Source organism: Pararhodobacter zhoushanensis (assembly GCF_025949695.1).
Classification (GTDB): domain Bacteria; phylum Pseudomonadota; class Alphaproteobacteria; order Rhodobacterales; family Rhodobacteraceae; genus Pararhodobacter; species Pararhodobacter zhoushanensis_A.
Genome location: NZ_JAPDFL010000001.1, coordinates 1,109,587 through 1,130,885, shown reverse-complemented (window position 1 = coordinate 1,130,885; position 21,299 = coordinate 1,109,587). Strand labels below are relative to the sequence as shown.

The window sequence follows — 21,299 nt, the reverse complement described above, 5'->3', positions numbered from 1 at the left end:
GGTTGTTGCGGACCAATTCACCCTAACATCTGCCACAGTGGCATTGGCGTAAGGCCCGGCCAGACATTGTCCATCCACAACATGGGTCAGGATGATCGACCCGTTGCTTTGGCCTGCAACTGCCGCCGTTGCCCCAGACACGACCAGCGCCACCATAGCAAGAAATCTGCAGAGGGCGTTGAAAATGCCCGACATAAGACGGTCGGCGAAACGGTACATGATACGGTCCTGACGGCTTTGTGCCATGCTCCGCCGTCCCGCAGTACGGGATCGGTGAAAACTGCGCACGGGTGGCGATTTCCTGCCGGGATTTACCGCAGGTCAGGACAGCTGCCCATCTACGGATCCATAGAGTTTCCTGAGAAAACCAGAGTCTGGCCCGACTCAATTAATCTGTGTTATTCAAAAGCCACAGCAAAAAAGCTTGATAATTGACGGCGCGCTGGCGCGGCCAAGGTGAATGAAAAGTGTCTATGAGTGATGTCGACTGCCCGGAGAAAGGCCCGGATCCTGCGCATCGGGCCGTCAAACCGACAGTTGATGTGCTGATCGTTGAAGACCGCCTGGAAATCGCCAAACGTCTGGAACGCGCGGTCCTCGGCGATCAGGGTTTCCGGATCTGCAGCATCGCCCATACGCGCGCACAGGGGCTGCGCGATCTTGCCCGCCATCGCCCGCGCGCGGTTCTGGTCGATCTGGGTCTGCCCGACGGTTCCGGCGTTGACGTCATTCGCGCCGCCGAGGCTGCCGACTGGGATTGCGACAGTCTGGTGGTGACGGTCTTTGGCGACGAAGGGCGGGTATTCGAGGCAATCCGAGCGGGGGCCAAAGGCTATATCCTCAAGAATGACCGGCTCGAAGAAATCAGCCAGAAGCTGCACACCGTGCTCGAGGGCGGAAGCCCGATCAGTCCGCAGATCGCACGGTTTCTTCTGAAATTCGTCCCCCAGCAGAACCCGGAAGCCGCGCCCGACGAGCCCGCACCGGTCATCAGCCTGACCACGCGCGAGCACGATATCCTCAAGCTGATCGCGATGGGTTTCAAGCGGCAGGAGGTGGCGGATAAACTGCAGATCACCCTCGGCACGGTCGGCTCGCATGTGAACAACGTGTATCGCAAGCTTGAGGTCAGCTCGAACACCGAGGCCGTCGCGGTTGCAAACCGTCTCGGGCTGTTCTGACCGTGGCGGGCCAAGCGGGCACCCTGCCCGCCAGACGCCTGCGCTTTGTGGCGCAACGTCTGTTGATCCATGTGGGCGTCGCGCTGTGGATCGTCGTGCTGGTACTGGCCCTGCAGATTTTACCCATGGAACGTTACCCCGAGGTCGCGGGCACGCAGCGTATTGACGCAGCCGAGCTCTGCCTGCGGCAGTCGGAGGCGCAGGACGGTGCCTGCGCGGTCACCCGCAGGTCCACGCTTCCCGATCCAATTTCCGCCGATTCCGACACCGTCGCGACCTATCGCATAAACCTGACGGTCGATGACCGGACGCATCTGCAGGCCCTTTTGATCCCGCGGGCATCCGACAGCCTGCAGGTTACGGTCAACGGCACCGTCCTGACCCCCACGCGCGACGCAAGCGAGCCGCTTTGGCATGACTGGAACAAGCCGACTTTTATCGGTCTGCCCGCACCAGTCCTGCGCGACGGCGACACCACGATCGAGATCGCACTGCGGCGGGCGAACGAGGGAAGGCTGGCGCTCTATCCCTTTTACGTCGGCAATGCCGCCGTGCTTCAGGCAGAATGGCTTGAGCAGTTCGCCACCGGACCGGGGACCATCCGGATGAACTGGGCGACGACACTGATCCAGGTCCTGGCTTCGCTGGCGCTGTGGCGGATGTCCCCGCGTTCGCTGGGCTTCGGCTGGCTGGCCCTGACGATGGGGGCCGCGCTTGTCTTCGGGTCGGAATGGGCCTTTCCGAACCTTGCGCCGCAGCATCCCCTCTGGGTCGCCGTGTGGTGTTTCTCGATCCAGGCGATGGTCTATTTCATCTTTCGCTTCTTGCTGGGGTTCTTCGGCGACCCGTCACGGATGTATCTCAGGCTGATGCACGGGGTGATCGTGCTCAACACACTGGTCCTGATCGTGAACCGGCCGATGCTGGGTTTTGCGCCCGGCGCGATCTTCTTTGCAGGCGTTGCCGTGCTGGCGCTCTTGACCCTCGGCTGGCTGCTGTCCTTGCCACGGCGGGGCGGCAAGCAGCCGCATATGACCCTGTTCTTCATGTTCAGCCTTGCGTCGGCGCTGGCCGCCACGGTCTGGATCGACGCCTTCTGGCCGCCGGGCACCGTGCTGGCACCGCTTGGTCCGCAGGCGATGACGATCCTCATCATCGGCTTGAGCTGGTCACTTCTGCAACGGTTTGATGAGTTGCGGCGCCAGCGTGACAGGCTGCACGCCTCGCTCGCCGAACAGGTCGAACAGAAATCGGCCGAGCTGGAAGCCACCTATGCGGCCTTGGCACAACAATCCCAGCGTCGGCTGATCACGCAGGAGCGGCAACGCATCATGCTGGATCTGCACGACGGCATCGGCGGTCAGCTGGTCAACACGCTCGCCTACATGGAGAATTCAGGCCATCAGGACCCGGTCTTGCAGAACGCAATCGAAGATGCGCTGCGTGATATGGGTCTGATGATCGACAGCCTCCACCTCGAGGACGACATTCCGGTCATGCTCGGCATGATCCGAAACCGGCTGGAGCCCCTGCTGCATCGCCACAAGGCGCAGTTCGCGTGGCAGGTCGACGCGACGACCCGTCTGGACAACCAGACCCCCTCTGACGTGCTGGCGCTGATGCGCATCGTGCAGGAAGCCATCAGCAATGCGGTGAAACATTCGTCGGCCACGGTGATCACTGTCCAGTCAGAAGACCGGGCGATCCGCATCACCGACAATGGCTGCGGCTTTGACACCAGCAAGGCCTCTGAGGCCCTGCCATCCGACAGCGGCCTCGGCCTGCGAGGCATGCGGCAGCGGGCGGCGGACATCGGGATACAGCTGGACGTCCGGTCTTCGGGCAGCGGCACCGTGGTGCATTTGTTCTGGTAGCCCGGACGAACCGCCTGAATCCGTCGGTCCTGTCGCTGACGATCACTGCGGGCAGAGCGGCGTGAGGCATGAGGCGTGACGGTCCACCAACCCGAAGCACGCCCGCCAAAGCCAGAGACCTGCCGGCGCCTACCCGACACAGAGACCCTCGCACGGCCAAAGCGGCAGCGTGCGAACAAGGGCAAACGTATCTGTCGGGAAAGTCTTGGAGGTGGGTACCGGAATCGAACCGGTCTTCACGGATTTGCAATCCGGCTTTCCCTACTGAATTCAAAGGGCTGACCTGTAAACGCCCCCTGTTTGTTCACGGCCAAGTATCAACGGGTTACGACCCGCGCGTAAACCAATTGCGCGCGGCAATGCGTGCTTGCGTCGGCGCGCACAAGGCCCTGCGGGGTGTAGCATGAGCCACGTCGCCACCAGTTGGGCCTTTGGACAACGCGGTCTTAAACCTTCGGCAAAGCTGGTGCTGCTGACACTGGCCGACTGCCACAACCCCGCCCACGGCTGCTTTCCGACCCAAGCATTCCTCGCCAGCACCTGCGAATTGAACAGGGACACGGTGAACGTCCAGCTTGCACTCTTGGAAGAGCGCGGGCTGATCCGGCGTTTCCGCTCGATCGACCCGCGCACAAAGCGCCAGCGACCGACGCGCTACAAGCTGGCCTTCGAAGATGACTTTGGCGATCCGGATGAAGGTGCCGCCTCTCCTGTTCGGCCCGCGCCTGTCGGCGGTCCCAAGGCCGGAACCGCCTCGAAACCTGCCACGACGACCACGCCCAAAACCCAAAAAGCCGTGTCGGAAATTCCGGCAGAGCCGTGTCGGAAAAACCCGGAAAGCCGTGTCGGAAAACCCGACACTAACCTTGTAAAGGAACCTGTAATGGAACCTTGTGTTGGCGGAGCAGGCTCCGCACACATTCGCGAACACTTCGAAAAGTTTTGGAAGGCGCATCCCAGACCGCGAGATCGGAACAGGGCTGAGAAACTGTTTGCCCAAGCTGTGAGCGATGGCACGCCTTCAGAACGGTTGATCCGAGCGGCTGAGCGTTACAGGGCAGAGAACAAGGGCAACACGGCGATGTACCTGGCCTATGCAGACAACTGGCTTGAGAAACGCCGCTGGGAGGATTTCCCGGATGACCGCGCAACTGCTGATCGTGGTCGCAGCTTGCAGGGAATGGCAGCCTTCTGGGCGAAAACCATCAAGGAGGGGCGGCATGTGCCCGCAAACGGGATTTCCCCCGACGTTGCTGCGGTCCTGATCAGTTCGGGGGCAGTGTCGAAGGACGAGCTCCGACGCCTCAAGGTCCAGTTCTGATGTTCGCCCGCCGCCCCCCCCTATCTGGGTCCTTCGCCGAGAACCCTTGCACGCGGGTAATTCGCGCCCCGGTTCGGGTGGGGGCTGGGCGGTTCGCGAGAGGGTGAAAAGAGGTTGTGGTTGGGGTATCTAAATACCCCGATCTGGTTGGGCGATACGAGATAGCGCAGGACATGCGTGCGGGCCTTAGTTTTCTTCCCCCGAAATGTCCCGGTAAGACGGCGAGTGCGGAAACCCCGTCAGCGCGCGGCTGTAGTCCATGCAGCGCGGCGCGCAAATCAAACCCTGCGGAAAATCGGGCGAGGGTTCGGCCCGGCAGGCGCGGCAACGGGCGCGCCAAGCGGGCCTCGGGTTTCGCCGCCCAATAGCGCTGAAACCCCGACGCCCGCTCCTGTAAGGCCCACAGGGCGTCTCCGAGCACCGCCACTCGCTCCATGTCGCCAAGGTACTTTTTGTCCCTGTACCCGGCTGGACGCCCCACCGTGGGAAAGGGCTTGCGATACCCCGTTGGCGCGCGCAGAGGCCCCCAGAACGGCAGGACGCCCTATTTTGGCACCCTGCGCTCCTCGCATGCGAAGCTGGGAATGCACTGGCAGTGCATTTTTCAAGTGGCCGAAGCGATGTTCTACCCGACCCAAAGTGACAACTACTGAGACAAACGCAAGGTACACGAGCGCAAGTTGCCGCGTCTCGCATCTCGATCGTCAGAGCAACGTCACCAGAGGATGGCTTTCCCCGAAGGTGGTTGCTTTCAGCGGTTGCTCATGACGCTGGAGCTGCGGCGGAGTTCAGTTGCTGCTGGAGGCACTCCCCGACCACTGTGATAAGCGGAGCAATGTCTAACTTGCCAGTGACGAGAGACTGATCGGCATGCTTCAACGCAGTGTTGTAGTTGGCATGCCGCTTGAGTAGGGTAATCATGTTTTCCGTGCCGGGAAGCCAACCGCCCGCTTTGACGCAGATCGTGAAGTAAGCCGCCGCTCGAGCAGTCCGCCCGTTGCCGTTGATAAACGGGTGAATCGCACACAGCCGCCAGAGCACATACGCCGCTAGCGCGACTGGATCGGCTTCTTTCCAGTTAGAGTTCACCCAATTGATGAAGTTGTCCATGAGGGCGTGCACACGAAAGTGCTCCGGCGCGTTGTAGTTATCCGCTGGGTCTGGATAGGCAACATGGACGTTGCAGGGGCGGAACTCTCCAGCGTTGGTGTGCAGGCAGGCGATCGCGTGGAAATTCAGGGCTTTCAAAACGGCCTGCGACAAAAAGAGCTGCTGAGCTTCCAGCGCAGCGTTCACAACAGACTGTAGAAAACTAAACTGGCGATCCCCGTTGGAGATCGCCAGTGCTTGATATGCCGGGTGAGCTTCGGAGTTGCTCAGGTCAAAAAGTATCATACAAAAGCAACCTCAGGCAGCTTCACCGTTCAGTTTTTTGAGCTCAGCTTCGACCATCTCGCGTGTCACTACGGTCTTCCCGTCACTCACTGATGACACGATGAAGGACACACGTTGAGCGCGCAGCTCGGCAGCGGACACGCCTTTGCTGGCAGCCGCGCGCAGGCGCTGCAGCAGCCCTGCGTCGGACGTATGCGTCGGGTTCATAAGCATGGTTCCATCCTTTCAAGAAGGGGCACCAGTTGAATCTGGCGTCGAATTTGTATGAGTAAAGGTAACCACAAGCCAAAGTGATTTGGCTAGAGTCCTTGTGCCTGTTTTCGCTATCACGCGGCAGTATGTCGCCAAAACAGTAAATATGCCGTGAAGTGCGGTGCCGAAAACTGCCTCAGCGCCGCCGTTCCTCCAACAACTTGCGGATGAACTCCGGTCGGCTCGGCTCCGGGTCTAACTTGGCGCGTTCAGTGTCGATCCAGTCGAGAAGGCTAGGCGGGATGCGGACTGTTACCGGCGTAGAGTTCACCGGCGGTCGCCCCATCCGCTTCTTACTTTCTGACATTACAAAGTCCTTGACTGCGCCAACTAAACGATGGCAGAAAGTTGACGGGCGAACAAGGTGCGCTAACACCCTGCCGCCCTAACCGAAACTCGTTCTGTAAGGAGAACGCGAATGGCTAACACCAGCCATAGCGGACAGGCATTGCCTGCCGCAAGACTTCACGAAATCCACGACATGCTCGCTCTGGCGCTGGACGCCACGGAAAGCCCGCGCGGCTATCCGCAGCCCTTGCGTGAGGCCCGTAGCTACATGCGCACCGCCCTGCGCCAAACCGTCAAGCTGATGGGGGTACAAGCATGAACCGGCGTGCGATGCTTGCAACATGGACCAGCGGCGCCGCGCTCGCTTTCTTTCCGGCTGGCGCTGACGCAAAGCCGGGTGAGTCAGAAATCTTGCGGCTGTATCGGGCCTATATCGCTTTGACCGATGCTGCGGATACGCACCCGTCGTTGGACGACGACGAACTGGATCGGCTGTTTTACTTCGAGCGTGACGCGATCGAAGACAGGCTCATATCCATACCCAGCACCTGCGCGGCGGATTTGGCGGCGAAGATGCTGGTGGCTCATAATTTTGGGGACTTTTCCTGTCTTTATGACTGTTCGCCGGTCTGGAATGAAGCGCGCGCGCTGCTCGGCGGGTTGGTCCCTGCTGAGCGCCTGCCAGCCCCCAACACCGTCATGCACGCCGCTCAAGAGGCACTGGCGGGGGTGCAACCATGAACCGGCGTGAGTTTCTGCGCTCTGGCGCGATCGTCGCCGCTGGATCGGCCACCGCTGCCACGGGGGTTGAGGCCGTCACCGGTGAGCTTGTCGAAGATCCTCCGCGCCCGGTGATTCCGTTCGTGATCGAGGTGCTGGGCAGTCCCGGCACCTTCGCATGCTGCTATCCCTGCGACCAGATTAGCCACGGCAACCAATACATGTTGTCAGGTGGTGTGCTCATTCGCGGCGAGCGGTGTGCCGGAACGCGCGTGAACATGAACGATGGGGCGGGATGGCTCGAAATTCCGACCGGCTCTCTGGATAGCGATGTGATTGGTAGGGTTGCCTCGATCCATCGGCAGGACTCGGCGGGATGGCACCGGCTGGCGGATTGGTGACGATACTCAGTCCTGCCACTCTCTAACTTCGCCGAAAGGCGAGTGAGTGGTCACAATCGGCAACGCGATATCGGGACTGAACTGTTCGTGTGGGCTTTGCCGCAAGCTCTGATGGTCAGGCCAATAAGCGCGACAGTTGGGCGTGAGAAAAGCGCCCAAGATGCGCAGGGGGCGTTGACCCAATGCTTCAGCACCAATAAAACACTTTGCCTAAAGTGAATTTTCCTCGAAAGGGTTCCCTCATGAAGCGTCGCCTCGTCCTCGAAGTCACTCAATGCGCAGAGAAGCGTTTTGACAACTACCATTTCCACAAGAACCTCCCGTTCATTGCGCCGGAGCCTTCTAGCTTCGTTAGCGTGAACTCGGACGGCAGCAAGCGCCGCGCTGACTATAGCGCTCGCGATGCTTTCGACCTGCGGATGATGATGGAATTCACAGACAATGGTGGAGTCGATGTCAACTCGGCCAAATATGCTGCGAGCAATGCTTGGCGGAAACTTTTGACAGCCTCTGAGCGCGCGCCGACTTCCGATCTTTACCTTGTCCTTGTGCAGGAACGTCCCGTCGAAGGCTTTCAGCCTCGGCAACTGTTTGCGGGAACGCTGGACGAGGTTCCGGCGCTGATCGCAGAAAATACCGCCGCAGAGGCCGTGCAACGCATTGTCTTGGTGAACGCCAGCGAAGCATCGCGGTTCGTGGTTTCGAGCTTGAAGCATTTTGGCGTGATCAGTGATGAGGATCAGCGGCCCGCTTGGTTGCTTGATGACGCATTTTGAGGGGGTTCTGACAATGCGCCATGCCACCTTTCACCAGTCTGTCCCGCTGCCCTTACCCTTTGGGCGGCTGGACTTTTTCAGCCTGATTGAACCCGAGCGCGAGACCGAAACGGAGTATTTCTTTCGGCACCGTCTCTATCTGAAAAGCGCCTGCGCCGAAGGTGGCAAGGTGCTGATCAAGCAGTCGCCGGAATACGCTGTTCCGAAATTTGTGCCGGGCACGCAGACGACCAACCCGGCGGCGGACTAGGATGAAGCCGCGCTTTGACATTTCCGGCAACATTGGCTCGGGCAACGCCTGCGCTACGGATCTGGCCGAGTTTTTCGCTCAAAACCTCGGATCGGTGACCATCTGCATCAACTCCGGCGGCGGCAGCGCCGCCGAAGGCGCGGCGATGATGGCCGAGGTTGAGCGGCACGGCAAAGTGACGACGTACATTCAGGGGATCTGCGCCTCTGCCGCCACGTTGCCCGCTGTCGCGGGGCGCACGATCATCATGCATCCCGCCGCAATGTTCATGATCCATGAACCCTACGCGATGGCCGAGGGCACGGCGGATCAGCACCGTTCCGCTGCCGATGCCCTCGAAAAGATGAGCGGGACCTATGCCGCCGCCTATGCGCGCCACACTGGCCACCCGGTCAAAACCATTGCCGCCTGGATGAAGCAGGAAACGTGGCTGACCGCCGATGAGGCTCTTGAACTGAACTTCTGCGACCGGATCGAAGCCTTGGAAACAGGGCCGCAGATGGTCGCGGCGTTCGACTATTCGAAATTCCGGGGCGCACCCAGGCACCTGCTGAGGCTCGCCCGAGAAAACGGCTGGGGGACCGGATCGCCCAATCATCAAAGCACGGAGAAACAGAATGCTTGATTTTCAGATGAAACACGAAGGTGAGCCGCCGGCCCAGCTGCTGGCACAAGTGCAGATGTTGCTTGGCAAGGCCGAGATCCCGAAATGGGTTGCCCGTCAGCTCACGCCCTACATGAGCACCGCCGACGACTTGGACGCGAAACTGATTGAAGAGTTGCAGGCGCTCATTGCCCTGTTCTCGATGCACAACATGACGCTGGAAGAAATGAAAGCCGCACTGCTGCAAGCGATCGAGGACAACCAAGCCGACCGTGGAGACAGTGGCGGCGACCCTGATGCCGAGAAAACGGAAATGTCGGCGTCTCTGTTGCTGCGGCACGCGATCGCGCGGCTCCGCTCGAAGGGCCCCAAAATGGGGGGAGCGACTGGACCATGCATCACTCGCTGGCAGTCGCCGCTCCACCAGAATGTCGCGATGTTCACGGACGCTCTGCAAGCCCGGCTCGACCGTAACCATACCCCGACGACCGGGCGGCGGTTCGCCAGCCATTCCTTAGCCGAAATGGCGATGGCTTTCGAGCGGGCGAACGGGAATCGACCGTTCAACATGCACGAAGCGGTCCGCATGGCGACGCACGCCACCAGCGACTTCCCCAGCGTTCTGAGCGGCGCGCTCGGCAATCTCGTTGCCCGCGATGTTCTGGCCGCAAAGCCCGCATTGATGCGCGCCGCGCATGAGGTTGAAGCGACCGACTACCGCCTCGGAAACATGCTGGGTCTGTCTGCCTCGGGGATGCCTCAGGAAGTCGGCGAGGGCGGCGAGATCAAGCATGTGACCATTGATGAAAGCGGTGAAGCCAAGCCCGCCCCCCGTGATTTCGCGGCGCTGTTCCGGATTTCGCAAAAGGCGCTCATCAACGATGATCTGGGGCTTTTCGGCCAGATTGCCAAGAAGATGGTTGCGGGCGCGATCGAGCGCCAGCGTCACGTCTTGCTGGAACCGCTGTTGGCGAATGCTGGGCTTGGCAACACCATGTCGGACGGCAAAACGGTGTTCCACGCCGCCCACGGCAACCTCGCCAGCTCGGGGGCTGCGCTGTCCGTCGCCAGCCTGTCGGCGGCGCGTCTGGCGCTGCGCACCCAGCGCGGCAAACAGGGTGAATACTTCGCGATCGAGCCGTGGGCACTGGTGGTCCCGCCCGCGCTGGAGACGGCAGCGCAGCAAGTCCTTGCTCAAATCAACGCGACCAAATCCAGCGACACCAACCCCTTCGCCGGTTCGCTGGAAATCATCGTTGAGGTCGGGCTGACCGATGCGAAGGCTTGGTATCTGATCGGCAACCCCGCCACCTCGGACGGTCTGGCCTATTCCTTCTTGGACGGCCAGTCCGCCCCCCGTGTCGAGTCCAAGCCGGGCTGGGAGACCCTCGGGACCGAGTTCCGCCTTGTCTGGGCACTGGACGCCCGGTTCGTGTCCTGGGCGTCGTGGTTCAAGAACCCCGGCGCGTAACGCCGGGCACCAAAGCCGGGGGCGCAGCCCGCGCCCCCGGCTCGCTGCGCTGTTCCTGAAATCAATCTGTCACGGCCCCGATGACGCATCATCCGCAAGACTTCCTGCACGAAATGATCCGACTGGTTCCCGCTGCCGAGGTAGCGGCCTGCCTCGGCTATTCGGGAGCGAACGATTCCTTTCGGAAATTCTGCGCCACCTTGGGTATTCGCCCGGTCCCCGGCCGTGCGGGCTGGTATGATCCGAAGCACGTCCGGCATCGTCTCGACCTCGCTCAGGGCCTCTGCCGCACCGCTGCCGATAGCACTTCGCCCCCACTTTCACTTGTCGAACAAAGAAGGGCGCGCAATGGCTCGCTTTGATCTGCCCACCGGTGTGCATCGCGTCAAGCGACTGACCAAAACCGGAATAAAATTTCACTTCTACGGCTGGCGCGGTGGCCCGAAATTTTGGGAAGGGACCGAGCGACACCCGACTGCGCCGGAATTCTTTGCGGCCTTGGCTGCCGCGATCGAGACGCCCAAACCTTCTGACTATATGACCCCGCAAATGGTCGATGATTTCCTGTCCAGCGCTGAAATGCCCAAGGGCGAGCGGACACGGCAAGACTATCGGCTTTGGGCGCTGCGCTTCGCACAAGCATTCAAGGACGATCCCGCGCGTCTGTTCGAAGAACCCGAGTCCCGCGGCGAAGTGAATGAATGGCGTAAGCAGTGGGCGCATTCCCCGCGCCAGTACGACTATGCCGGAACCGTGGTTACGCGCATTCTGAATTGGGCATGGAAGGACGCCGGAAAGCTGCGGGCACACTACTGCGGAGACTTCCGCAAGGTTTATGAAGCCGACCGCGCGGAAATCGTCTGGACGCCGGATCATCGGGAAAAGGTCTATGCGGTCGCGCCGCCTTGGGTATCGCGCATCCTGACCGCCGGTTGCGAAACAGGCCTGCGCCCTGCCGATCTCGTCACCCTGAGCCGTGGTCAAATCGAAGCGACCTCGACCGGGCGCCGCATCCGCATCCGGACGAACAAGCGCAAGCGGACCGCCTATATTCCGGTGACACCCACGATGAGCGCGTTGCTCGACGCAACGGCAGACGGGCAGTTCCTTATTCTCACAAATCCCAAGGGTACGCCCTTGGCAGCGCGGGCGGCGTCTGACGCCCTGCGCTACTGGCGCAACAAGGCTGGGCTGACGCCCGAAGCATTGGGCTATGACCTGCGGTTGCAGGACACGCGCGGCACGGCTGCAACGCGGCTACTCAACTCGGGCCTATCACTGGGCGAAATCGCCTCATTCATGGGTTGGTCTGTGCGGTACGCGGCGGCTGTGATCGAGCACTACGCTCGCGTCTCGCCCGACGAGTCGGACGCGATCCTTGTGAAATTGGCACAAGCGAAAGGTGGTGCATCGTGAGTGCAACTGTAAACGCAACTGTAAACGCCGGGACCGGCGAAAACCTCAAAGGAGCGCAAGTGCTTGAAAAGTCTTGGAGGTGGGTACCGGAATCGAACCGGTCTTCACGGATTTGCAATCCGGTGCGTAACCTCTCCGCCAACCCACCGTTGTCCGAGACTGCGACTGCTTTAGCCGCTCCGCCGCACGGGTGCAAGAGGGCGCGGTCACCTGCCCCATGCCCGGCGCAAAAACGCCAGCCAGTTGCCGTGGCACAGCTTGGCAATCAGCGCGTCGCCATACCCATGCGCCTCCATCGCCGCCACCAGCGCGGGCAGATCGGCGCAGCTGGCCATCCCCTGCGGCAGGGGCGCCCCGTCGAAATCCGACCCCAGGCCCACGTGATCCTCACCCGCACCCTCGATCAGCGCATCAAGCTGGCGCAGGCAATCATCCAGTGTCGCGCGCCCGGTGCTCCAGCCATTCTCGGACAGAAAGACCGTCGCAAAGTTCAACCCGACCATCCCCCCCGTCTCGCCGATCGCGCTCAACTGCGTCGTGGTCAGGTTGCGCGTCGTCCGGCAGACATTCCAGGCGTTTGAATGCGTGGCGAGCAGGGGGTGCCCCATCCCGGCGATGTCCCAAAAACCCTTCATCGTCAGATGGCTGGTGTCGACGACGATGCCCAACTCGGCGCAGCGCGCCACCAAACGCTTGCCATCCGCGGTCAGGCCCTGCCCGGTATCCCCGTCGCCGCCAAAGCCGAACGGCACCCCGTCGCCCCAGATCGTCGGGCGCGACCACACCGGCCCCAGCGAGCGCAGACCCAAGGCATGCAGTGCATCCAGGACCAACAGCTCGGGATCGATGCACTCGGCACCCTCAAGATGCAGCACTGCGGCAATCCTTCCGGCCGCCATCGCCTCTTCGATCCCGGCGACATCGGTACACAAGCGCAGCAACCCCGCCGCCTGCAAGCGTTGGGCAATGCCCACTTCGGCCATCACCGATTGCAGGGCCGGCGCCTGCTCCATCGGTGCCGACAACGGCAACTCGCCACCCTTGAAATTGCTGAAGTCAAAGCTCCGCCGGACCTGTGGCGAATACAAGGCGAACAAGCCACCGGCAAAGCCACCCGCCTCTGCGGCAGGCGCATTGATATGACCTTCAAGCCGCGAGAACCGGGCCACAGGATCACCGCCTGCGCTCCACAAGCGGCTCAGAACATCATTGTGCCCGTCAAAAACCTGCATGCCACACCCCCGTTGTTTCGCCTGTTAAGCTTAACGCGGCAGCCAGCGAAAGCGAAACCCTTTCCAGACGCAAAAAAAGGCGGCACCCGCCTGAGTACCGCCTCTCATCACCTTGTCACAAATACACACACCCGGCTCACCGCCAAGCGGCCCGGCAGGCCCTGAGCGCTGACGCCGCGCGCAGGCGCGGCCGGCGCGAGGGGGCTCGATGCCCCCCGAGCGCCGCGCCCCGCCGTCAGGCGTGGATCGCGCCGTCGCCGCAAGCCAGCGCCGCCTCGCGCACGGCTTCCGAATAGGTCGGGTGCGCATGGCAGGTCAGCGCGACATCCTGCGCCGAGGCACCGAACTCCATCGCGACGCAGATCTCATGGATCAGATCGCCCGCGCCCGGCCCGATGATGTGGCAGCCCAGAACCCGGTCGGTGGTCTTGTCGGCCAGGATCTTCACAAAACCCTCGGCCTGAAACACCGCCTTGGCGCGGGCGTTGCCCATGAAGGGGAATTTGCCGACCTTGTAGTCGACGCCCGCCTCTTTGAGCTGCTCTTCGGTCTTGCCGACCGAGGATACCTCGGGCGTGGTGTAGATCACGCCGGGGATGACGTCGTAATTCACGTGGCCATGCTTGCCCGCGATCACCTCGGCGACCGCCATGCCCTCGTCCTCGGCCTTGTGGGCCAGCATCGGGCCGACCACGGCGTCGCCGATGGCGTAGATGCCTTTGACATTGGTTGCCCAATGCGCATCGGTCTTGACCTGACCGCGCGGCAGCAGCTCAACCCCTAGCGCGTCCAGACCCAGACCATCGGTATAGGCCTTGCGGCCGGTGGCGACCAGAACCACATCGGCGTCCACCGAATGCTCGCTGTCATCCTTGCGCAGCGTGTAGGTGACCGTCGCGCCGGTCTCGGTGCGCTCGGCCTTCTGGACGGCAGCGCCCAGCGTGAACTTGAAACCCTGCTTGGTCAGCAGCTTCTGGAAGCTCTTGGCGATCTCGGCGTCCATGCCGGGCGTGATGGCGTCGAGGTATTCGATCACCGTGACGGTGGCCCCCAGACGGGCATAGACCGAGCCCATCTCCAGCCCGATCACGCCTGCGCCGATCACCACGACCGATTTGGGGATCTTGGGCAGGCTGAGCGCGCCCGTCGAGGTGACGATGACCTCTTCATCGACCTCGACGCCCGGCAGGCTGGCCGGAACCGAGCCCGAGGCCACAACGATGTTTTTGGCGTTGTGGATTTCGTCACCAACCTTGACCTGACCGGCGGCGGGGATCGAGGCCCAGCCTTTGAGCCAGGTCACCTTGTTCTTCTTGAACAGGAACTCGATGCCCTTGGTGTTGCCGTTCACCACGTCCTGTTTGTAGGCCTGCATCTTGTCCCAGTCGACCGTCGGCGCAGCGCCCATCAAGCCCATCTTCTCGAAGTTCTCGTGAACCTCGTGCAACTGGTGCGTGGCGTTGAGTAGTGCCTTGGACGGGATGCAGCCGACGTTCAGGCACGTTCCGCCCAGCGTCTCGCGGCCTTCGACACAGGCGACCTTGAGGCCCAGTTGCGCGGCGCGGATCGCGCAGACGTATCCGCCGGGTCCGGCGCCGATGACGATGAGATCGAAGTCAGCCATTGCTATGGTCTCCATGGTAGCGGGGGTCAGGGGGTCCTCGGACCCCCTCTTCGGCATCCGCCGAATTCACCCCCGAGGATATTTAGGGACAGATGATGCCGCATCAGATCAGCGATGCGATGATCATTGTAACGGTGGCGAGCAACCCGACGAACCAGATCAGCGAGCGCCACGGTGCCCAGCCAAAGAGGTAGGCGGGCACATACAGGGCGCGCATGGCGAGGTAGACCCAGGCGGCTGCCTGCGTAACGCCGGTGGACTGACCCGAGAGCGTAACCACGACCACGGCGGCGGTGAACAGGATCAGCCCTTCGAAATGGTTGTTGAGCGCGCGTTGGGCACGCCCCGCGAGGCCGGACAGCTCGCGCGGGGTATCGCGCGGCGAGGCGGCGTATCGGGGGCCGACCTGTTGCTGCGCCAACACCGAGTAGCTGGCAAATTGCGCGACCTGCAGCAGGATGGCGAGCGCGAGGGTGAGGAGTTCGGGGGTCATCATCTCTCTCAGATAAGGCCGAGGACCAGCAACGCCAATGTCGCCAGCGCGCTAATTGCCCAGATCACCGTACGCCAGGGCACCCAACACAGCGCATATGCCGGGACATAGAGCGCGCGGGCGGCGACAAAGATCCAGGCCAGGGCGGCGGTCAGGCCCGAGGTCTTGCCTGCCAGCACCACCACCAGCACGGCGATGATGAAAGGGCCGACATTCTCGGTGAAATTCGCGGTCGCCCGGCGCAGGCGCAGGGTAAGGGGGGACAGATCGTCCTCGACCCCTTCGCGCGTGCCCCAATTGCCGGACTTGCCGACGTCACGGGTCAGGAACCGTTGCGCGGTAAAGATCGTGGCGAAATGGATCAGCGCGGTGGCGGAAAGGGCAGCGAGTTCGGGCGTCATGGGCGCAACTCGATCGGCGTTCCGTCGGGCACCAGCGACCAGATCTGCCGCATCTCGCGGTTGGTGACGGCAATGCACCCAGCCGTCCAGTCGCGCGAGCGTTGCAGCACGCCCAGAAAGCCCCAACCGTTGTTGATCCCGTGGATCATGATATCGCCCCCGGCGCGACGGCCCTGCGATTCCGCATAGGCCACGTCTGCCTCGTTGGGGTACGAGATGTGCAGGCTGAGATAGGCCAGCGAATTGGGGTTGCGCCAGTCGATGATATAGCGCCCCTCGGGCGTGCGCCCATCGCCCTCGAACCGTTTGGGGCCATCGTTGGCCCCATCGCCCATGGAAATGCGGTATTCGCGGATCGGCTGGCCCTGCCGGTACAGGGTCAGACGGCGTGCGGCCTTCAACACCAGCACGAAATCCGCCTGTTCATGCGGTGCGGCCATCGGCGGCGGCGTGTGGCCGCGTGACTGGGCCGAGGCGCTGTCAGCACCACCGATCACGGCGACGGCGGCGAGGGTCTGAAGGACGAAACGGCGATGCATGGCGGCAGGTCCGGTGCTGGGAACGCAGGCGAAACGGCGGTGGGGCGAAGCCCCACCCTACACCGGGCGCGCCAGCGTAGGGTGGGTTTTCAACCCACCTTTTACAGGTCCATCAACAGGCGGCGCGGGTCTTCCAGCGCTTCCTTGACGCGGACCAGGAAGGTCACGGCGCCTTTGCCGTCAACGATCCGGTGGTCATACGACAGCGCAAGATACATCATCGGGCGGATGACGATCTGGCCGTTCACCACGACCGGACGGTCCTGGATCTTGTGCATGCCCAGAATGCCCGATTGCGGGGGATTCAGGATCGGCGAGGACATCAGCGAGCCATAGACGCCGCCGTTCGAGATGGTGAACGAGCCGCCCTGCATTTCCGCCATCGACAGCTTGCCGTCGCGGGCGCGCAGGCCCATTTCGGCGATCTTCTTCTCGATCGCGGCAAAGCCCATCTGGTCAGCATCCCGGACAACCGGCACCACCAGACCCGAGGGCGTGCCCACGGCCACGCCCATATGGACGTAGTTCTTGTAGACGACGTCCTGACCGTCGATCTCGGCGTTGACCTCGGGCACTTCTTTCAGCGCGTGGCAGCAGGCCTTCACGAAGAACGACATGAAGCCCAGCTTGACGCCATGTTTCTTTTCGAACTGCGTCTTGTACTCGTTGCGCAGGTCCATGATGCCGGACATGTCCACCTCGTTATAGGTGGTCAGCATCGCGGCGGTGTTCTGCGCGTCTTTCAGGCGGCGGGCGATGGTGGCGCGCAGGCGCGTCATCTTCACGCGCTCTTCGCGCACCGCGTCATCGGCGGCCACCGGGCCACGGCTGACAGCGACCGGCGCGGGGGCCGGAGCGGCAGCACCACCCGAGGCGACCGTGCGCTGCACGTCCTCTTTCATCACGCGGCCGTCGCGGCCCGTGCCCTTGACGTCATCCGACGTCAGGCCTGCTTCGGCCATCGCCTTTTTCGCCGACGGTGCATCCTCGACCGATTTTTCGGTCTTGGCGGCTTCGGCCTTGGGCGCTTCGGCGGCGGGCTTCTCGGCCTTGGCCGGGGCAGCGGCTGCGCCGTCGCCTTCGGTGATGATCGCCAGCAGGGCATTCACGCCGACCGTCTCACCCTCGGGCGCGATGATTTCCGACAGCACGCCGGCGGACGGGGCCGGAACCTCGACCGTGACCTTGTCGGTTTCCAGCTCGCACAGCATTTCGTCGGCTGCGACGGTGTCACCGGGTTTCTTGAACCAGGTGGCGATGGTCGCTTCCGAGACACTCTCACCCAGCGTGGGGACGCGGACTTCGATGCTCATTGTTCAGTTCCCTTCCGACGTCAGCGCTTCGATCACCAGCGCCTCTTGTTGCGACTTGTGCTTGCTGGCCAGACCCGTGGCGGGCGAGGCCGAAGCGGTGCGCCCGGCATAGCGGGCACGTTTGTGGGTGGCGCCGAGCTCGGTCAGCACGGCTTCGAGGTTGGGCTCGATATACGACCAGGCGCCCTGGTTCTTGGGCTCTTCCTGACACCAGACCATCTCGGCGGTCGGGAAGCGTTGCAGCTCCTGACGCAGGGACTTGTTCGGCATCGGGTACAGCTGTTCGACACGCAGCAGATACACGTCGTCCAGCCCGCGTGCGTCGCGCTCGGCCAGCAGGTCGAAATAGACCTTGCCCGAGCACAGCACCACGCGCTTGATCTCGGCATCGGGTTTCAGCGTCACGGTCGAGGTGCCGTATTGCGCATCATCCCACAGCACGCGGTGGAAGGTCGAGCCATCGGTGAAATCGGCCGCCTTGCTGACGCACATCGGGTGGCGCAGCAGGGATTTCGGCGTCATCAGGATCAGCGGCTTGCGAAAATCGCGGTGCAACTGGCGGCGCAGGATGTGGAAATAGTTCGCCGGGGTCGAGCAGTTGGCGACGATCCAGTTTTCCTCGGCCGAGTTCTGCAGGAAGCGCTCAAGCCGGGCCGACGAGTGCTCGGGGCCCTGCCCTTCGAACCCGTGCGGCAGCAGCAGGACCAGCCCCGACATGCGCAGCCATTTGCTTTCGCCCGAGCTGATGAACTGGTCGAACATGATCTGCGCGCCGTTGGCGAAATCGCCGAACTGGGCTTCCCACAGGGTCAGCGCGTTGGGTTCGGACAGCGAATAGCCGTACTCAAAGCCCAGCACCGCGTATTCCGAAAGCATCGAGTCGATGACCTCGTAGCGGGCCTGACCGGACCGGATATGGTTCAGCGGATAGTACCGCTCTTCGGTGGTCTGATCGACCAGCGCCGAGTGGCGCTGCGAGAACGTCCCGCGCGAGCAATCCTGGCCCGACAGGCGCACCGGGAACCCTTCGACCAGCAGCGAGCCAAAGGCGATGGCCTCGGCCGTGGCCCAGTCAAAGCCCTCGCCGGTTTCGAACATCTTCTTCTTGCCGTCCAGCTGGCGCGTGACGGTCTTGTGGATGTCGAAGTCGGTCGGGGGCGTGGTCAGGCCGACGCCGATCTCGGCAAAGGTTTCCGGCTTCAGCCCGGTGTGACCGGCCTGATACTGATCGCGATCTTTGGTCTTGACCGTTTTCCAGCGTCCGTCGAGCCAGTCGGCCTTGTTCGGGCGGTATTCCTTGGCGGTCTCGAACTCGGTGTTCAGATGCGACTGGAACGCCGCTTTCATATCCTCGATCTCGCCCTCGGGGATCAGGCCGTCTTCGACCAGACGCTCGGTGTACAGTTGCAGCGTCGTCTTGTGACGCTTGATCGACTTGTACATCGCCGGGTTGGTGAACATGGGCTCGTCGCCCTCGTTGTGACCAAAGCGGCGGTAGCAGAAGATGTCGATGACGACATCCTTGCCGAACTGCTGGCGGAACTCGGTCGCGACCTTGGCGGCGTGAACCACAGCCTCGGGATCGTCGCCGTTGACGTGGAAGATCGGCGCTTCAACCATCAGCGCGATATCCGTCGGATAGGGCGAGGTGCGCGAGAAATGCGGCGCGGTGGTGAAGCCGATCTGGTTGTTGACGATGACGTGGATACAACCGCCAGTGCGGTGCCCCTTGATCCCCGACAATTGCAGACATTCGGCCACGACGCCCTGCCCCGCAAACGCGGCATCGCCGTGCAGCAGGATCGGCATCACCGAGCGACGCTCGGGGTCGTTGTGCTGGTCCTGCTTGGCGCGGACCTTGCCCAGAACCACCGGGTTCACCGCCTCAAGGTGCGAGGGGTTGGCGGTCAGCGACAGGTGCACGACATTGCCGTCGAACTCACGGTCCGACGAGGCGCCGAGGTGATACTTCACGTCGCCCGAGCCGTCGACTTCATCCGGCTTGAAGCTGCCGCCCTGAAATTCGTTGAAGATCGCGCGGTAGGGCTTGGCCATCACGTTGGCCAGCACCGACAGACGGCCGCGGTGGGGCATGCCGATGACGATTTCCTTCACGCCCAGATTGCCGCCGCGCTTGATGATCTGCTCCATCGCGGGGATCAGGGCCTCGGCCCCGTCCAGACCAAAGCGCTTGGTGCCCATGAACTTGACGTGGCAGAACTTTTCAAAGCCCTCAGCCTCGACCAGTTTGTTCAGGATCGCCTTGCGGCCCATCTTGGTGAAGGTGATCTCCTTGCCATAACCTTCGATGCGCTCTTTCAGCCAACCGGCTTCGGTCGGGTTCGAGATATGCATGAACTGCAGCGCGAAGGTGCCGCAATAGGTGCGCTTGAGGATCTCCATGATCTGCCGCATCGAGGCAACCTGCAGCCCCAGCACGTTGTCGATGAAGATCGGGCGGTCCATGTCGCTTTCGGCAAAGCCGTAAGCCACCGGGTCCAGCTCGCTGTGCAGCGAGTCGTCGCGCATTTTCAGCGGGTCCAGATCGGCGATCAGGTGGCCCCGGATGCGGTAGGCGCGGATGATCATCAGAGCGCGCAGGCTGTCCAGAACAGCGCGCTGCACCTGCGTGTCGGTGATCTCGACGCCCTTTTCGGCGGCCTTGGCGCGGATCTTGTCGCCGGCGGCTTTGCTTTCCTGCGCGGCGGCGGGCCACATGCCGGTCAGGGCCGAGGTCAGCTCGTCCTGCGGCTGCGGCGGCCAGTCGGCGCGTGCCCAGCTGGGGCCTTCGGCCTGACGGGTGGCAGTGGCGACATCGTCGCCATTCGCCTCAAAGAACTGCGCCCATGCAGCGTCTACGCTGGACGGATCCTTTGCAAACCGCGCCTGCATCTGGTCGATGTAATCGGCATTCGCCCCATCCAGAAAGGACGTGGCATGCAGGGCGTCGTTGGGGCTTTGGTCGTTCATGGGTCTGGTCCTCGGGGTGAGGGAAGGGATGTTACTGAGAAGATCGGTTCGAGGTGCTCTGCCGGAAGATCGTCACGCCACCGATCCCGGCGAGATCGGCAACGCGCGTACCAGGCGGGACGGGCATCGTCACCATCGAGAACCCGGCGCTGGCAGTGGACACCGCCGCATCGTCATCGAACGGTATACGCCCTTGTCTTGCACTGACGTTAAAACCTCGTGACGAGGCAGACGGCGTGTCGGTGATCGTCACATTTTCAGGCAGCACAGGCACCAGAGGGGCCGTATCAGGCGGGGCGATGAACAGGCAGCGCGTCTCGCGACGGCCCTGACGTCCCGTGGTGATCGAACGGTCGATGATGAACAGCGTTCCCGCCGCATCGGCATAGGCCGCAACGCCGCCGCCCTGACCGGGGGTCGAGTAGAGCCAGGGCGTGTCCGCGGCGACCACGTCGAATTCCCGCATCAGCTGGTTTTCGGGCGCGATCAGCGCCGTGGCCATGATGCCCTGAAGCGCCCGGTTATACGCCAGCGCCATGCGCAGCGCACGACCGTGCTCGGCCTCAGGGGCGAAGCTGTCCAGCGGCAGCCGGGTCAGACCGGGGATCGCATCGAGGCTTTCAGCCAGCGAGGACGCCGGAAAGAACAGCCGCGCGCATTGCGCGACCACCGCGTCGGCGGCAGGGGTGGTGTCGGCCAGACACGAACCGGCCAACGCCCCCGCCAGTATGGCAGGGGCGACGAACCGGGACACAAGAGTGGCCGACACCATCATTGC

The 21,299-nt window shown here is 62.6% G+C and carries 21 protein-coding genes and 1 tRNA gene; 11 read left to right on the top strand and 11 right to left on the bottom strand.

Annotated features, from left to right (window positions below; all coding sequences use genetic code 11):
* Positions 1-473: 473 nt before the first annotated feature.
* The 3 genes from OKW52_RS05555 to OKW52_RS05545 all read left to right on the top strand — a co-directional run bounded on the left by OKW52_RS05555 (position 474) and on the right by OKW52_RS05545 (position 4,376).
* Positions 474-1,181, top strand: a complete 708-nt coding sequence (locus OKW52_RS05555) for a LuxR C-terminal-related transcriptional regulator (RefSeq protein ID WP_264504832.1) — start codon at positions 474-476, stop codon at positions 1,179-1,181.
* A 2-nt stretch (positions 1,182-1,183) separates the two neighbouring features.
* A complete protein-coding gene (locus tag OKW52_RS05550; protein WP_264504831.1) occupies positions 1,184-3,055 on the top strand; it encodes a sensor histidine kinase in 1,872 nt (623 codons plus the stop codon).
* A gap of 403 nt (positions 3,056-3,458) precedes the next feature.
* A complete protein-coding gene (locus OKW52_RS05545) occupies positions 3,459-4,376 on the top strand; it encodes a helix-turn-helix domain-containing protein (RefSeq protein ID WP_264504830.1) in 918 nt (305 codons plus the stop codon).
* Between the two features lie 762 nt (positions 4,377-5,138).
* Here the strand turns inward: OKW52_RS05545 and OKW52_RS05540 are convergent.
* Complete coding sequence (locus tag OKW52_RS05540; RefSeq protein ID WP_264504829.1) at positions 5,139-5,771, bottom strand: Fic family protein; 633 nt, start codon at positions 5,769-5,771, stop codon at positions 5,139-5,141.
* Between the two features lie 12 nt (positions 5,772-5,783).
* Positions 5,784-5,984, bottom strand: a complete 201-nt coding sequence (locus tag OKW52_RS05535; protein WP_264504828.1) for a hypothetical protein — start codon at positions 5,982-5,984, stop codon at positions 5,784-5,786.
* Positions 5,985-6,441: 457 nt separating this feature from the next.
* On the opposite strand from OKW52_RS05535, the gene OKW52_RS05530 reads away from it, so the two are divergent.
* The 8 genes from OKW52_RS05530 to OKW52_RS05495 all read left to right on the top strand — a co-directional run bounded on the left by OKW52_RS05530 (position 6,442) and on the right by OKW52_RS05495 (position 11,949).
* On the top strand, positions 6,442-6,630 hold the full coding sequence (locus tag OKW52_RS05530; RefSeq protein ID WP_264504827.1) for a hypothetical protein: 189 nt from the start codon (positions 6,442-6,444) through the stop codon (positions 6,628-6,630).
* Entirely contained in the window at positions 6,627-7,052 is a 426-nt protein-coding gene (locus tag OKW52_RS05525; protein ID WP_264504826.1) for a hypothetical protein, read from the top strand. Before OKW52_RS05530 ends, OKW52_RS05525 begins: the two co-directional genes overlap by 4 nt.
* Complete coding sequence (locus OKW52_RS05520) at positions 7,049-7,432, top strand: hypothetical protein (RefSeq protein WP_264504825.1); 384 nt, start codon at positions 7,049-7,051, stop codon at positions 7,430-7,432. Before OKW52_RS05525 ends, OKW52_RS05520 begins: the two co-directional genes overlap by 4 nt.
* Before the next feature lie 242 nt (positions 7,433-7,674).
* Positions 7,675-8,208 carry a hypothetical protein gene (locus OKW52_RS05515; protein ID WP_264504824.1) on the top strand — a complete coding sequence of 178 codons (534 nt, stop codon included), beginning with the start codon at positions 7,675-7,677 and terminating at the stop codon, positions 8,206-8,208.
* A 13-nt stretch (positions 8,209-8,221) separates the two neighbouring features.
* The gene (locus OKW52_RS05510; RefSeq protein WP_264504823.1) at positions 8,222-8,458 is read left to right on the top strand and encodes a hypothetical protein; all 237 of its coding nucleotides are present in this window, start codon (positions 8,222-8,224) and stop codon (positions 8,456-8,458) included.
* A 1-nt stretch (position 8,459) separates the two neighbouring features.
* On the top strand, positions 8,460-9,083 hold the full coding sequence (locus OKW52_RS05505) for a head maturation protease, ClpP-related (RefSeq protein ID WP_264504822.1): 624 nt from the start codon (positions 8,460-8,462) through the stop codon (positions 9,081-9,083).
* Complete coding sequence (locus tag OKW52_RS05500) at positions 9,076-10,533, top strand: Mu-like prophage major head subunit gpT family protein (protein ID WP_264504821.1); 1,458 nt, start codon at positions 9,076-9,078, stop codon at positions 10,531-10,533. The genes OKW52_RS05505 and OKW52_RS05500 overlap by 8 nt, the downstream gene beginning before the upstream one ends.
* Positions 10,534-10,881: 348 nt before the next feature.
* Complete coding sequence (locus OKW52_RS05495; RefSeq protein WP_264504820.1) at positions 10,882-11,949, top strand: tyrosine-type recombinase/integrase; 1,068 nt, start codon at positions 10,882-10,884, stop codon at positions 11,947-11,949.
* Between the two features lie 74 nt (positions 11,950-12,023).
* Here OKW52_RS05495 and OKW52_RS05490 read toward each other — a convergent pair.
* From OKW52_RS05490 to OKW52_RS05450, 9 genes are all read right to left on the bottom strand, one after another.
* Positions 12,024-12,097 (bottom strand) — tRNA-Cys (locus OKW52_RS05490).
* Positions 12,098-12,155: 58 nt separating this feature from the next.
* Entirely contained in the window at positions 12,156-13,181 is a 1,026-nt protein-coding gene (locus OKW52_RS05485) for a dipeptidase (RefSeq protein ID WP_264504819.1), read from the bottom strand.
* A 235-nt stretch (positions 13,182-13,416) separates the two neighbouring features.
* Complete coding sequence (gene lpdA, locus OKW52_RS05480) at positions 13,417-14,805, bottom strand: dihydrolipoyl dehydrogenase (RefSeq protein ID WP_264504818.1); 1,389 nt, start codon at positions 14,803-14,805, stop codon at positions 13,417-13,419.
* A gap of 103 nt (positions 14,806-14,908) precedes the next feature.
* Positions 14,909-15,298, bottom strand: coding sequence for an MAPEG family protein (locus OKW52_RS05475; RefSeq protein WP_264504817.1), 390 nt, complete (start codon positions 15,296-15,298; stop codon positions 14,909-14,911).
* An 8-nt stretch (positions 15,299-15,306) separates the two neighbouring features.
* Positions 15,307-15,699, bottom strand: a complete 393-nt coding sequence (locus OKW52_RS05470; protein ID WP_264504816.1) for an MAPEG family protein — start codon at positions 15,697-15,699, stop codon at positions 15,307-15,309.
* Entirely contained in the window at positions 15,696-16,238 is a 543-nt protein-coding gene (locus OKW52_RS05465; RefSeq protein ID WP_264504815.1) for a L,D-transpeptidase family protein, read from the bottom strand. Before OKW52_RS05465 ends, OKW52_RS05470 begins: the two co-directional genes overlap by 4 nt.
* A gap of 101 nt (positions 16,239-16,339) precedes the next feature.
* Positions 16,340-17,551: a 2-oxoglutarate dehydrogenase complex dihydrolipoyllysine-residue succinyltransferase gene (odhB, locus tag OKW52_RS05460; RefSeq protein WP_264504814.1), complete on the bottom strand. Its 1,212-nt coding sequence runs from the start codon at positions 17,549-17,551 to the stop codon at positions 16,340-16,342.
* 3 nt (positions 17,552-17,554) lie between these two features.
* A complete protein-coding gene (locus OKW52_RS05455) occupies positions 17,555-20,521 on the bottom strand; it encodes a 2-oxoglutarate dehydrogenase E1 component (protein ID WP_264504813.1) in 2,967 nt (988 codons plus the stop codon).
* A gap of 31 nt (positions 20,522-20,552) precedes the next feature.
* Positions 20,553-21,293 (bottom strand): hypothetical protein, encoded by a 741-nt coding sequence (locus OKW52_RS05450; protein ID WP_264504812.1) that lies wholly within the window; start codon positions 21,291-21,293, stop codon positions 20,553-20,555.
* Between the last annotated feature and the right edge of the window lie 6 nt (positions 21,294-21,299).

Coding starts and splice junctions, on each gene's coding strand:
- OKW52_RS05555 (WP_264504832.1), top strand. CDS start 474: ATGAGTGATGTCGACTGCCCGGAGAAAGGCCCGGATCCTGCGCATCGG.
- OKW52_RS05545 (WP_264504830.1), top strand. CDS start 3,459: ATGAGCCACGTCGCCACCAGTTGGGCCTTTGGACAACGCGGTCTTAAA.
- OKW52_RS05540 (WP_264504829.1), bottom strand. CDS start 5,771: ATGATACTTTTTGACCTGAGCAACTCCGAAGCTCACCCGGCATATCAA.
- OKW52_RS05535 (WP_264504828.1), bottom strand. CDS start 5,984: ATGCTTATGAACCCGACGCATACGTCCGACGCAGGGCTGCTGCAGCGC.
- OKW52_RS05530 (WP_264504827.1), top strand. CDS start 6,442: ATGGCTAACACCAGCCATAGCGGACAGGCATTGCCTGCCGCAAGACTT.
- OKW52_RS05525 (WP_264504826.1), top strand. CDS start 6,627: ATGAACCGGCGTGCGATGCTTGCAACATGGACCAGCGGCGCCGCGCTC.
- OKW52_RS05520 (WP_264504825.1), top strand. CDS start 7,049: ATGAACCGGCGTGAGTTTCTGCGCTCTGGCGCGATCGTCGCCGCTGGA.
- OKW52_RS05515 (WP_264504824.1), top strand. CDS start 7,675: ATGAAGCGTCGCCTCGTCCTCGAAGTCACTCAATGCGCAGAGAAGCGT.
- OKW52_RS05510 (WP_264504823.1), top strand. CDS start 8,222: ATGCGCCATGCCACCTTTCACCAGTCTGTCCCGCTGCCCTTACCCTTT.
- OKW52_RS05505 (WP_264504822.1), top strand. CDS start 8,460: ATGAAGCCGCGCTTTGACATTTCCGGCAACATTGGCTCGGGCAACGCC.
- OKW52_RS05500 (WP_264504821.1), top strand. CDS start 9,076: ATGCTTGATTTTCAGATGAAACACGAAGGTGAGCCGCCGGCCCAGCTG.
- OKW52_RS05495 (WP_264504820.1), top strand. CDS start 10,882: ATGGCTCGCTTTGATCTGCCCACCGGTGTGCATCGCGTCAAGCGACTG.
- OKW52_RS05485 (WP_264504819.1), bottom strand. CDS start 13,181: ATGCAGGTTTTTGACGGGCACAATGATGTTCTGAGCCGCTTGTGGAGC.
- lpdA (WP_264504818.1), bottom strand. CDS start 14,805: ATGGCTGACTTCGATCTCATCGTCATCGGCGCCGGACCCGGCGGATAC.
- OKW52_RS05475 (WP_264504817.1), bottom strand. CDS start 15,298: ATGACCCCCGAACTCCTCACCCTCGCGCTCGCCATCCTGCTGCAGGTC.
- OKW52_RS05470 (WP_264504816.1), bottom strand. CDS start 15,699: ATGACGCCCGAACTCGCTGCCCTTTCCGCCACCGCGCTGATCCATTTC.
- OKW52_RS05465 (WP_264504815.1), bottom strand. CDS start 16,238: ATGCATCGCCGTTTCGTCCTTCAGACCCTCGCCGCCGTCGCCGTGATC.
- odhB (WP_264504814.1), bottom strand. CDS start 17,551: ATGAGCATCGAAGTCCGCGTCCCCACGCTGGGTGAGAGTGTCTCGGAA.
- OKW52_RS05455 (WP_264504813.1), bottom strand. CDS start 20,521: ATGAACGACCAAAGCCCCAACGACGCCCTGCATGCCACGTCCTTTCTG.
- OKW52_RS05450 (WP_264504812.1), bottom strand. CDS start 21,293: ATGGTGTCGGCCACTCTTGTGTCCCGGTTCGTCGCCCCTGCCATACTG.